This is a genomic window from Micromonospora sp. NBC_00860 (genome assembly GCF_045207375.1).
GTDB classification, from domain to species: domain Bacteria; phylum Actinomycetota; class Actinomycetes; order Mycobacteriales; family Micromonosporaceae; genus Micromonospora; species Micromonospora vinacea.
The window spans coordinates 126,343-137,832 of sequence record NZ_CP108825.1 but is presented as its reverse complement, the minus strand read 5'-3'; the positions used below and the strand labels follow the sequence as shown (position 1 = coordinate 137,832).

The window sequence follows — 11,490 nt, the reverse complement described above, 5'->3', positions numbered from 1 at the left end:
TCCTCGCTCACGACGGAATCTCGAACAGCTTCATGCGGCTTCCCCGAAGGCGACGTCACTCGCGAGCACCGCCGCACCGGTGACACCGGCACGGCCGCCCAGCTCGGACAGGACGACGGGAAGGTTGCCGGTGGCCAGCGGCAGCGACCGGCGGTAGACCACACTGCGGATCTCGGCGAGCAGGATGTGACCCAGCTGGGCCAGCCCGCCGCCGATCACGATCATCGACGGGTTGGTGAAGCTGACCAGGCCGGCGAGCACCCCGCCGACCCGCCGTCCGCCGTCCCGGATCAGCTGGATGCAGGTCACGTCGCCCTCGACGGCGCCCTCGGCGACGTCCAGCGCGGTGACGACTCCCCGCAGGGCCAACCGCTCGGCAAGCGCCGGCGACGTCCCACTGCGGGCGGCGGCTGCCGCGTCCTTGGCCAGCGCGGCGCCGCTGAACAGCGCCTCCAGGCAGCCGACGTTGCCGCAGGAACACATCGGACCGTGCGAGTCGACCTGGATGTGGCCGATGTCGCCGGCACAACCGTCGGTGCCCCGGTAGACCTCGCCGGTGAGGTAGATGCCGCACCCGATGCCGGTGCCGATCTTCACGAAGAGGAAGTCGTCGACCGAGTGGGCGACCCCACCGTGCCGCTCCCCGATCGCCATGATGTTGACGTCGTTGTCGACAACCGCCGGGCAGCCGTGCTCCCGGCTGAGCAGTTCACGCACCGGGAACCGGTCCCAGCCCGGCATGATCGGTGGTGAGACCGGAACGCCGTCGCGGAAGCTGACCGGGCCGGGTACGCCGATGCCGACCGCGTCCAGTCGCTCGTACGCGCCGTCGACCCGGGCCTTGTGCAGCAGCTCGTTGACCCGTTGCAGGGTCACCTTCGGGCCGTTGCGGATGTCGGCTGACTCGGCGTAGTGGGCCACCGGTTCGAGGCGGCCGTTGACCACCTCGACGTCCATCGAACTGGCACCGAGGTCGACGGCGGCGAAGCGCAGCTTCGGGTTCAGCTCGACAAGGGTCGAGCGACGCCCACCTCGGGATGCGGCGAGCCCGGCCTCGGCGACGTAGCCCAGCGCCACCAGGCGATCCAGCTCGGCCAGCATCCGCGGACGCGGCATCTGGAGTCGGTCACCGAGCTCAGCTCGGGACACGGCGCCCTCGTCGCGGAGCAACCGCAACAGACGCACGTGCAGGGGGTCGACGGTGCGCATCCGGGTCCCCCTCTTCATTGGCAGCGTTCACATCGACGCAATGCCGATGTGTTGTGTCCGACACAGTAAGAGCGTTCCACGCCGCCTGTCCAGAGCTTCAACCGTTCCGAGACCAACTTTTGTCCGAAAGAACAAAAGCTACTAGTCGATCAAGGAAAGGATCACGGACGGCCCGCATCCCCTCGCCCGCAGTTCCATCGACGGACACGCAAACGCCCCGCCAGCCGATCCTCGGTGGCGGGGCGTTTGGCGCGGAACCGTCAGCGACGGCCAGCAGAGTTGCGCTTCTTGCGGAGCTTGCGGTCGTCGCGCAGCTCGACGTACGGCTCGTCGTCCACCGCGTGGCCGGCCGAGATCGCCCGGCCACGCTCCAACTCCGCGTCGAACTCCGCCCCCAGCAGGATCGCGATGTTGCTCAGCCAGAGCCAGACCAAGAAGATGATCACCCCGGCCAGGGTCCCGTACGTCTTGTTGTACGAACCGAAGTTGCTCACGTAGAGGGCGAACAGGCCGGAGATCACCAGCCAGATCACCACGGCCAGCACCCCGCCCGGACTGACCCAGCGGAAACCGCCGTGCCGGGCGTTCGGCGAGGCCCAGTAGAGGATCGCGAACATCAGGCTGACCAGGATCAGCAGCACCGGCCACTTGGCGACGTCCCACACCGCGACCGCCGTCGAGCCGAGCCCGATCACGTCGCCGACGGATTCGGCGAGGCGGCCGGTGAAGACCACGATCACCGCGCTGGCCAGCAACAGCACACCGATCACCGCTGTCACGCCGAGTCGGATCGGCAGGGTCTTCCAGATCGGCCGGCCCTCCGGCACGTCGTAGATGGTGTTGGAGGCGCGCATGAACGCGCCGATGTAACCGGAAGCCGACCAGAACGCCGCCACCAGACCGATGATCGCGGCGAGGCTGGCCAGACCACCGTTCTTGTCCGCGGTGCCGATCGCCTCGGTGATGATCTGCCGGATGCTGTCGTCCGGCACCGCCTGGTTGACGGTGTCCTTGACGCCCTCGGTGGCGCTCTCGCCGAGCAGGCCGAGCAGGGAGATCAGCACCAGCACGCCCGGGAAGATGGACAGCACCCCGTAGTAGGTCAGAGCCGCCGCCCAGTCGGTCAGGCTGTCGTCCTGGAACTCGCTGATCGTCCGGCGCATCGCCGCCTTCCAGCCACTGCCGGGCAGGTCGGTGGGGCTGTCCGGGCCCGCGTCGGGCCCGACCGGCGCACTGGCGGGATCACGCTCATGCTCACGCTGGGCGGAAGACTCGTCCGAGGCCATCGCCCCTCCTCCTGGTCGGCGGTGTCACCTCCGGACATGCCCCGTCGACGGGCGCGGATAACCCCCTACTTGTAGAGCAACTTCGCCATTCGGCGGGAAGCCACCAGCAGGCCGACCGCCACCATCGCCACCAGGTAGAGCACGTCGAGCAGCCAGAGCCAGCCGCCACTGCCCAGGGCGACCCCCCGGATCAGGTGCACCGACCGGTACAGCGGGGTGATCTCGACGAGCCAGTGCAGCACTGTCGGATAGGCCTGCGCCGGCACGAAGGTGCCGGAGAAGAGGAAGAGCGTGAACTGCGCGGAGCCCATCAGGTCGAAATCCTGCCAACTGCGCATGAAGGTGGAGATCGCCATGCCGAGCGCCCCGAACGCGAACCCGACCAGCACCGCGGCCGGGAGGGCGGTCAGCGCGCGGGTGACGCTCGTCAACTCCAGCGCGACCATCACCCCGAGGAACGCCGCCGAGTAGGCGCTGCCCCGCAGCATCGCCCAACCCAACTCGCCCACGGCGATCTCGAACGGCCGTACCGGGGTGGCGATCATCCCGTCGTACAGCTTCATGTACTTCATCTTGCCGAAGAAGTTGAAGGTGGTCTCCGCGAGCGCCCCGGTCATCGCCGAGGAGGCGAGCATCGCCGGGGCCACGAACTCGGCGTACGAGACCAGCCGCCCGTCCGGCAACGGCAGGTCGCCGACCAGCGAGCCGACGCCCACCCCGATGGAGAGCAGGTAGAGCAGCGGCTCCACGAAGCCGGAGAGCAGCAGCAGCCAGTAGACCGACTTCAGCGCCGCGACGTTGCGCCCGACCACCGACGCCGACCGCCGGGACGCGGCGGAGACATCGACCAGCCGGGGCAGGATCAGCGTGACCACGACACCCTCTCTGCTTGCTCTTCAAACCACGAGTTGCTCTTGCTCGCTCGGCTGCCGGGCCTGCTCGGCTCAGACGACGAGCTTGCGACGGAACGCGCGCACCGCCAGCAACCAGCCGGCGACCGCCCAGGCAGCCAGGTAGAGCAGGTGCCCGACGATCGACCACTGTGGGGCGACGCCGAGCGTGGCCGCGCGGCACAGGTCCACGGCATGCCACAACGGCGTCGCGTACGCCAGCCAGCGCAGCGCCTCGGGCAACGACTCGACCGGAAAGAACACCCCGGCGAAGAGCGTCATCGGGATCACCGCGAACCGGAACAGCATCGCGAGCCAACTGTCGCTCGGCACCGACGCGGCGTACGCGAAGGTCGGCGCGGCGACAGCCAGCCCGAACAACGCCACCACCGGCAGGGCGGCCACCGCCCACGGCGACCGCAACGCCCCGAACAGCCCGGTGACCAGCAGGAACGCCACGATCGTGGTGAGCACCCGGAACAGCACGAAGGCGAGGTGCCCGGCCACGATGTCACCCACCCGCAGCGGCGACGCGCCCTGCGCGAAGTAGGTCTTGATCCACTGGAAGTTGCTGAACACCGGCCAGGTCGAGTCGCCGACGGTCACCTGGAGCGCTGTCGAGGCGATCAGCCCCGGGACCAGCCAGTCGAGGTAACGCACCCCGTCGACGCCCTGGTCGATGTAGGCGCCGACGCCGACCCCGAACCCGAGGACGGTCAGCACCGGCAGCAGGAACGAGGAGAACACCCCCGCCCGCCAGGTGCGTCGCAGACCCACCAGGTAGTGCTCGAACACCGCATACGCCGGCACCCATGGGAACCGCGCCGATCCCGCCACACTCACCCGACCACCCCGCCCGCCACGCCAGCCACCACGACCTGTCTACCCCCGGGGTACGACAGATCGCCGGTCACCCTACGACGACCCCGCCGACGTGTCGCCCGGGTTTCGCCGCGTCGGCCTGTGCGCCGCTGGTTGATCGACTCGGCTTCCTGAAAGTCGCGGCGTCAGAGCCACCCCGATGCCGCGACTTCCTGAAAGCCGAGTCGATCAAGGCGGCGTGGTCGCTCCCTACCTACCGGCCGACGGAGTCGGAGCCGACGAACGCGCGCCACGCGTCGGGCGGGAAGACGAGCACGGGGCCGGTCGGGTCCTTGGAGTCGCGGACGGCCACCAGCCCAGGCAGGTTGGCGGCAACCTCCACACAGGCACCGCCGCTGCCGTTGCTGCGGGTGCTCTTGCGCCAGCGGGCGCCGGTCAGCTCCATGTCTCCGCCACTTCCGCGATCAGGTCGAGGGACTGCTGCTGCGATAGTGCCTCACCCCGGATCGACTCCCACACCTCGACCATCTGCCGCACATACTCGGACCGGTCGATCACCTGCCCGTGGCGCTGCCCGTCCAGGAAGACGACATCCTCGCCGGTGGTGGCGGTGGCGATCACGAAGGGACCATCGAGCCCAGCGTACGCACCGGCCGACAGCGGCACGACCTGGATTCGGACCCGCGGCAGGGCCGAGCCGAGCTTCACCAGGTGACGCAACTGCTCGCGCATCACCTCCAGCCCGCCGACGTGGCGGCGCAGTGCGTACTCGTCGACGACCACGCTGAGCAGCGGTGGCCGGTCCCGGGTGAGCACGCCCTGCCGGTCGAGCCGGGCGGTCACCTGCTGCTCGACCTCGTCCGCCGCGAAGAGCCCGGCACCGGCCAGGATGGCGCGGGCGTACCCCTCGGTCTGCACCAGACCCGGCACGTAGAGCGGCTCGTACCACCGCAACGCGGTGGTCTCCTGCTCGATGCCGGCCCAGTCGCGGAACCACGGCACCACGGCCTCCCGGCTGATCCGCCGCTGGATCCGCTCGAACCGACCGTCGGCCCCGAACACTGCGTCACACCGGCGGGCGAAGTCCAGACTCGGCCGGCGCTCGGATGTCTCCACCTTGGCGACCAGCGCCCCGGAATAGCTCAACGCCTCGGCCAGCGCGGCCTGTGACATCCCGTTGGCGGCCCGGGCCAGTCGCAGCTCCTCGGCGAAGTGCTCCAGCATGGACGAACTCTCCATGGACAACCCCCGTACATTCCCGTACCGTGCCGGGCCGATCGCCGTACGCGCTGGTCGTCAGCGTGCGGAACCTCCCACCGTAGTCGGGTCCTCACCAGACTGTCACGCAGCGGAACCGCTCACGGGATCAGACGGCGGGCGGAACCAGGCCGGGAGCGCCCCGTGACCCCCGATCCGGGGCGCTCCCCACCCACCCGACGGAGGTTCCCCCGTGCGACTCATCTGGTCGGCTCATGACGGCGGCGGGCGCTGATGCCCCGGTACCGCCCCCACGTGGCGGCGCGCCCGTCCTGGCGCTGTCGGGTCTGCGGGGCGGCGTGGCCCTGCTCGCCGGCCCGCCTGGCGTTGCTGGGCGAGTACCGCGAGGACCGGATCGGCCTGCTCATCTACCTGGCCGCGTTGCTCTACGAGGCGGCCGGGGACCTCGCCGGCCAGGCCGGTCAGGATCGACTGACCGACCGTTTCATCACCTGGGCCAGGGCCCGTTGAGCGGTGATCGTTGGCAGCCCAGCAGCTCGACACGCCGGAACGGTTGCTGCTGAGCTGCCAACGATCGGACGGTTGAATCGTCAATGGTCGGACCGGGTGCTCGGTGGCCGAGCCGAGGTGTCGACGGGCGGGCGGCGGCCCCGACTTCGGCGGGCTGCGCCGGTCAGGCCGGCCGGTAACCGCGGACCAGCGCCTGCACGGCGTAACCGAGCAGCAGCACTCCCGCGCCGACGCCGACCACCAACCCGGCAGAGACTCCCGAGGCGAGGCCGGTGACGAGGCCCGCCGCCGCCACCAGGCACAGCGCGGCACCGAGCGTGCGCAGCAACGGATCCCGCAGGAGCGGGGCGAGCGGGAAGAAGTGCAGACCGACCACCAGGCAGACCAGCACCGGCACGTACTCGGACCAGTTGGCCGCCACCAACACGGCGGCACCCAGCCCGGCGGCGACGAACTCGGCCACGACGATGAGCAGGTACGGGCGGTCGGCGGCCCGGTCCCGAGGGCTGCCGGCCCCCCGCAGTCGGGAGGCCAGCACACCGCCCAGCACGGCGGTGAGCAGCGCGACGATGCTGCCCACCACGAGCAGGGCACGCAGCGGTTGCTCCGCCGCCGGCACACTGAACCAGACCATCGCGAAGATGCCCAGGTAGAGGGCGGTGAGCCCGGCCTGACGTCGGTTGGCGATCACCAGATCAGACATGAAGTTCCCCCGGGTTACGACAGACCGCCGGTCACCCTACGACGTTCCCTTCGACTTGTCGCCCGCGTTTCACCCAGTCGTCCGGCCCCCGCCCCCAGCCACTCGCCCCGCCTGGCCGCCCACCTCGGCCCAGCCGCCCGCCTCGGCCCAGCCGCCCGCCTCGGCCCAGCCGCCCGCCTCGGCCCAGCCGCCCGCCTCGGCCCAGCCGCCCGCCTCGGCCTGGCCGGTACCCCTGGCCCCGGCCGCTTGATCGACTCGGGTTTCAGGAAGTCGGGCTATCCACTTCGCCGCATCACCCCGACTTGCAGGAAGCCGAGTGGATCTTCGCGGGCCGGGGTCGATACACCGGAAATGTCGCAGGGATGGGCTGCCAACGATCACTCTTGGCCCGTCAGTCGACCAGGGTGCGGCCGGTCAGGTGCAGGAAGACGTCCTCCAGGCCGCTGCGCCGAACCAGCACGTTGGCCGGCTGGAGCCCCAGCGCGGTGACCTCGGCGACCGCCGCGTCGCCGTCGGGTACGTAGAGCAGGACCCGGTCGGGCAGGACCTCGACCCGCTCCCCCAGCCCGTCGAGCTTGCCGGCGAACGGCTCCTGCGACTCGGCGGCGAAGCGCAGCTCGACCACCTCACGCGTCGAGTGCTGCTCGATCAACGCTCGGGGTGAGCCCTCCGCGACGATCTGGCCGCCGTCCATCACCACCAGGCGGTCGCAGAGCTGCTCGGCCTCGTCCATGTAGTGCGTGGTGAGCACCAGCGTGACGCCCTGCTGCTTGAGCCGGAACAGCCGCTCCCACACCAGGTGCCGGGCCTGCGGGTCGAGCCCGGTGGTCGGCTCGTCGAGCAGCACGATCTCCGGATCGTTCACCAGTGCGCGGGCGATGGTCAGCCGACGCTTCATCCCACCGGAGAGCGGCTCGACCTTGCTGTCGGCGCGCTCGGTGAGCTGGACGAAGTCGAGCAGCTCGGCGGCGCGCTCCCGGGCCGCCCGGCGGGAGATGCCGAAGTAGCGGGCGTAGACGGTCAGATTTTCCCGGACGGTCAGCTCCGGATCGAGATTGTCCAGCTGGGGGCAGACCCCGAGGCGCGCCCGGATCGCCGGCCCGTCGGCCACCGGATCCATGTCGAGGATGCGCAACTCACCGCCGCTGGGCGGGGATATGCAGCCGACCATCCGCATGGTGGACGACTTGCCCGCTCCGTTGGGCCCGAGGAAGCCGAACGCCTCACCCGGGCGCACCTCGACGTCGATGCCGTCCACGGCGGTGAAATCACCGAACCGCTTCACCAGCCCCCGAGCCTGAATCAGTGGTCGCCCCGAAGTCACCGTCCGACCCTAACCGCCGGGTCCGACAGCCCTCCACGCAAATACGCGCGATTGTGCCGGGACGTCCGCCGCGAGACGGGCAGGGCGACGGCGCCCGCGACCCGCCGGTCACCCCGACCACGGGCGACGAAACGCCGGTCGATGCCCCACCCGTCAGCCAATCGACGTGTATCGTCCTTTCGTGTCGCCCATCAGCGCGCCAGATGGTTCGTCGTCACCTGCCCGACCAGCCAACTCTCCCGCCGGTGGGTCCGCGGTGAGCCCCGACGGCGGGCCACCCCGACCACGACCGGAAGCCGACCGGAGCGAGCCCCACGCAAGCGGGCCCGACCCGAGCGAGCCCCACGCAAGCGAGCCCGACCCGAGCGGGCCCGACCCGAGCGGGCCCGACCCGAGCGGGCCCGACATCCCGGAGCAGTCGACCCGGGACCTCGCCGCCCAGTTCGAGGACGAGAAACCGGGACGGGCGCTCTCCGGGCCGGCGGGTCTGCTCCTCACCACTGCGGCGCTCGCGATCGGCGCTCTCGCCCTGTGGCAGGTGTTCCGCCCGCTGTCGCAGGGCAGCAAGTACTACCTGATCATCTTCCTGGCCGGCGTACTCCCGCTGGTCTTCCTCGCCTACCCGGCCGACCTGCGGCTGCCGGCCCGGCTACGCGCCCGGCGACCACCCGCCTCGACGCGGCCCACAGTGACCGACTGGGTCCTGGTCGTCCTGGCGGTGGCGGCCTGTCTCTACCCCGTCCTGCCGATCCGGATCGGCAGCGGTGGCGGCGGCTACAACGCGTTCCTCGACCGGCAGGGCCTGCTGGCGCCGACGGATCTGGTGCTGGGCACCGTCCTGCTGCTTCTGCTGCTCGAAGCGTGCCGACGGACCACCGGTTGGATCCTGCCGGCGGTCTGCCTGCTGTTCCTCGGGTACGGCTACTACGGCGGGTTGCTGCCGCAGTCCTGGCCGGTCGCGCACGCGGGGCTCGACTTCAGTCAGCTGGTCGACGCGTTCTACAACTCCGACAGCGGCTTCTACGGCACGCCGCTCGACGTGGCCGCCTCGTACATCGTGCTGTTCACCATCTACGGCGCGGTGCTGGAGTTGTCCGGGGCCGGGCGGTTCTTCGTCGAGCTGTCGGCCGCGGCGTTCCGGCGTTCGCGTACCGCCGCCGGCCGGACGGCGGTGGCCTCGGGGTTCCTGCTCGGCACCGTCTCCGGCTCCGGCGCGGCGACGACGGTGAGCATCGGCGCGGTCACCTGGCCGCTGCTGCGCCGCGCCGGCTACCCGCCGGAGCGGGCCGGCGGCATGTTGGCCGCGGCCGGGGTGGGCGCCATCCTCTCCCCACCCACTCTGGGTGCGGCGGCGTTCATCATCGCCGAGTACCTGGGCGTCTCGTACCTCCAGGTGCTGGGCTGGGCGACCGTGCCGACGGTGCTCTACTACCTCGGCATCCTGCTCGCCGTCGAGATCGACGCCCGCCGTTCGGGCGTACGCCCCGTGGTGATCGACGTCGGCTCGCCCTGGCGTCTGCTGGCCCGGTTCGGCTACCACTTCGCCTCGCTGATCGCCATCATCGTGTTCCTCGCGCTAGGCGTGTCCGCGACGAGGGCTGTCGTGTTCGCCATCGTGCTCACCGTCGCGTTGTCGTTCCTGGCCCCCAGGAACGGCCGCGCCCCCAGGAACGGCCGCGCCCCCAGGAACGAGGACCGCGCGCACCGGCTCACCCCGGGCCGGCTGGTGACCGCGCTCGTCAGCGGCGTACGCGGCGTCCTCGCCGTCACCGCGGTCTGCGCCGCCGCCGGCATCATCACGGCGACCACCACGAAGACCGGCCTCGGGCCGCAGGCGGCGGCGCTGCTGATCGGCGGGGCGCAGGCGGTCACCTCGGACCCGACGCTGGTGCTGGTGCTCACCGCGCTGCTCGCCGCCGTCGCGCTCACCCTGCTGGGTCTGGCCGTGCCGGTCACCGCGTCGTTCGTGATCGGTTGGGTGATCGTCGGTCCGGCCCTGCTCGACCTGGGCGTCACCGCGCCGGCGGCGGCGATGTTCGTCTTCTACTTCGCTGTGCTGTCCGAGGTGTCCCCACCGACAGCGCTCGCCGCGGTGGCCGCCGCCGCCGTCACCGGCGGCCGGCTGGTGCCGACCATGTGGCAGACCCTGCGGTACGCGCTGCCGGCGTACCTGACCCCGATCGCGTTCGTCATCACGCCGGCCGGGCTCGGTCTGCTCGGCATCGGTGGCGTTCAACGGATCGCCTTCGCCGCGGCGGTCACCGCGCTCAGTGTGGCGGTGCTCGCCGTCGCCGCCGGTGGCTGGTTGCCCGGCGTGGGCCCGGCCGGCGCGCCGGAACGGGTGCTGGGTGCCCTCGCCGGCGTCACACTGCTCTGGCTCGAACCCGTGCCGGTAACTGTGGGCGCGGCGCTGGCCGCCGTCGCGGCGGCGGGTGTGTTCGTCCGACGCGGATCCGCCGGCCGGTCATCGTCCGGATCACCAGCCAACCCTGTGGAGGAACAACTGTGAGACGAATCGACGTACGGCTCGCGGCGGGCCTGAGCGTGCTCGCCCTCGTCACGGTCGGCACCGCGGGGTGCGGAGGTCAGCAGGGCGGCGCGGCAAAGGACGACACGGCCAGCGAGGTCACCTGCGAGGTGACAAAGGAGACCCGCGTCGGCATCGCCACCGGCAACGCGACCGGCGTCTACTACGTGGTCGGCAACGCCCTGGCCGGGCAGTTGTCCGGGGCGACGGGCGGCAAGCTCTCCGGCACCGCGGCCGAGACCGGCGCTTCGGTGCAGAACGTCGAGCAACTGGTCGGTGGTCAGTACGACGTGGCGTTCTCGCTGTTCGACACGGCTGTCAATGCGTTCGAGGGCAAGGACAGCTTCACCGCGCCGCAGCCGGTGGAGGCGCTGACCCGCATCTACGACAACTACACCCAGGTGGTGGTCCGCAACGACTCTGGGATCACCTCGGTGGCCGACATGCGGGGCAAGCGGATCTCCACCGGCTCACCGAAGTCCGGCACCGAGGTGATCGCCAACCGGCTGTTGGAGGCCGCCGGCCTCGACCCGGCCAAGGACGTCAGGGCGCAGCGACTGGACCTGACCAAGACTGTCGAGGGGATCAAGGACGGCAGCGTCGACGGCTTCTTCTGGTCCGGTGGTCTGCCCACCGGTGGCCTCACCGACCTGTTCACCACGGCCGGCGGCTCGGTGAAGTTCGTCGACATCTCGCCGTTGCTGCCGAAGATGGCAGCGTTGAGCCCCGCCTACCAGGCCGGGACGATCGGCCGGGACGCGTACCGGACGGCGAGCGACACCCCGACCATCGTCGTACCGAACGTGTTGTTGGTCCGTAAGGACCTGGACGCCAACGTCGCCTGCGCGATCACCCGGACGGTCTTCGACAAGCGCGACGCCCTGGCCCAGGCCAACCCGGCGGCCAAGGGGATCTCGCTGGAAAAGGCCCGCAGGACCCTGCCGGTGCCGCTGCACCGCGGCGCCGAGAAGGCGCTGAAGGACCTCGGCGCCAACTGACCC

General features: G+C 70.7%; 11 protein-coding genes. 3 read left to right on the top strand and 8 right to left on the bottom strand.

Annotated elements, in window-relative coordinates; translation table 11 throughout:
- Positions 1–30: 30 nt before the first annotated feature.
- The 6 genes from OH804_RS00660 to OH804_RS00635 all read right to left on the bottom strand — a co-directional run bounded on the left by OH804_RS00660 (position 31) and on the right by OH804_RS00635 (position 5,446).
- A complete protein-coding gene (locus OH804_RS00660) occupies positions 31–1,209 on the bottom strand; it encodes an ROK family protein (protein WP_406062052.1) in 1,179 nt (392 codons plus the stop codon).
- Positions 1,210–1,469: 260 nt separating this feature from the next.
- Positions 1,470–2,495 (bottom strand): YihY/virulence factor BrkB family protein, encoded by a 1,026-nt coding sequence (locus OH804_RS00655; RefSeq protein WP_406062050.1) that lies wholly within the window; start codon positions 2,493–2,495, stop codon positions 1,470–1,472.
- 65 nt (positions 2,496–2,560) lie between these two features.
- On the bottom strand, positions 2,561–3,370 hold the full coding sequence (locus OH804_RS00650; RefSeq protein WP_406062048.1) for an ABC transporter permease: 810 nt from the start codon (positions 3,368–3,370) through the stop codon (positions 2,561–2,563).
- 69 nt (positions 3,371–3,439) lie between these two features.
- The gene (locus tag OH804_RS00645) at positions 3,440–4,228 is read right to left on the bottom strand and encodes an ABC transporter permease (RefSeq protein WP_406062046.1); all 789 of its coding nucleotides are present in this window, start codon (positions 4,226–4,228) and stop codon (positions 3,440–3,442) included.
- A gap of 232 nt (positions 4,229–4,460) precedes the next feature.
- A complete protein-coding gene (locus tag OH804_RS00640; protein ID WP_406062045.1) occupies positions 4,461–4,652 on the bottom strand; it encodes a DUF397 domain-containing protein in 192 nt (63 codons plus the stop codon).
- Complete coding sequence (locus OH804_RS00635) at positions 4,643–5,446, bottom strand: Scr1 family TA system antitoxin-like transcriptional regulator (protein WP_406062043.1); 804 nt, start codon at positions 5,444–5,446, stop codon at positions 4,643–4,645. Before OH804_RS00635 ends, OH804_RS00640 begins: the two co-directional genes overlap by 10 nt.
- 273 nt (positions 5,447–5,719) lie before the next feature.
- Between OH804_RS00635 and OH804_RS00630 the strand changes: the two genes are divergently transcribed.
- Positions 5,720–5,935, top strand: coding sequence for a flavin reductase (locus OH804_RS00630; RefSeq protein ID WP_238670351.1), 216 nt, complete (start codon positions 5,720–5,722; stop codon positions 5,933–5,935).
- A gap of 163 nt (positions 5,936–6,098) precedes the next feature.
- Here OH804_RS00630 and OH804_RS00625 read toward each other — a convergent pair whose 3' ends face one another.
- Together OH804_RS00625 and OH804_RS00620 are read right to left on the bottom strand one after the other, a co-directional pair.
- Positions 6,099–6,638 carry a hypothetical protein gene (locus OH804_RS00625; protein ID WP_406062041.1) on the bottom strand — a complete coding sequence of 180 codons (540 nt, stop codon included), beginning with the start codon at positions 6,636–6,638 and terminating at the stop codon, positions 6,099–6,101.
- A gap of 391 nt (positions 6,639–7,029) precedes the next feature.
- Positions 7,030–7,962 (bottom strand): ABC transporter ATP-binding protein, encoded by a 933-nt coding sequence (locus OH804_RS00620; protein WP_406062039.1) that lies wholly within the window; start codon positions 7,960–7,962, stop codon positions 7,030–7,032.
- Between the two features lie 181 nt (positions 7,963–8,143).
- Here OH804_RS00620 and OH804_RS00615 point away from each other — a divergent pair, with 181 nt between their 5' ends.
- Positions 8,144–10,471 carry a TRAP transporter fused permease subunit gene (locus OH804_RS00615; protein ID WP_406062037.1) on the top strand — a complete coding sequence of 776 codons (2,328 nt, stop codon included), beginning with the start codon at positions 8,144–8,146 and terminating at the stop codon, positions 10,469–10,471.
- A complete protein-coding gene (locus OH804_RS00610) occupies positions 10,468–11,487 on the top strand; it encodes a TAXI family TRAP transporter solute-binding subunit (protein WP_196919238.1) in 1,020 nt (339 codons plus the stop codon). The genes OH804_RS00615 and OH804_RS00610 overlap by 4 nt, the downstream gene beginning before the upstream one ends.
- Positions 11,488–11,490: the final 3 nt, after the last annotated feature.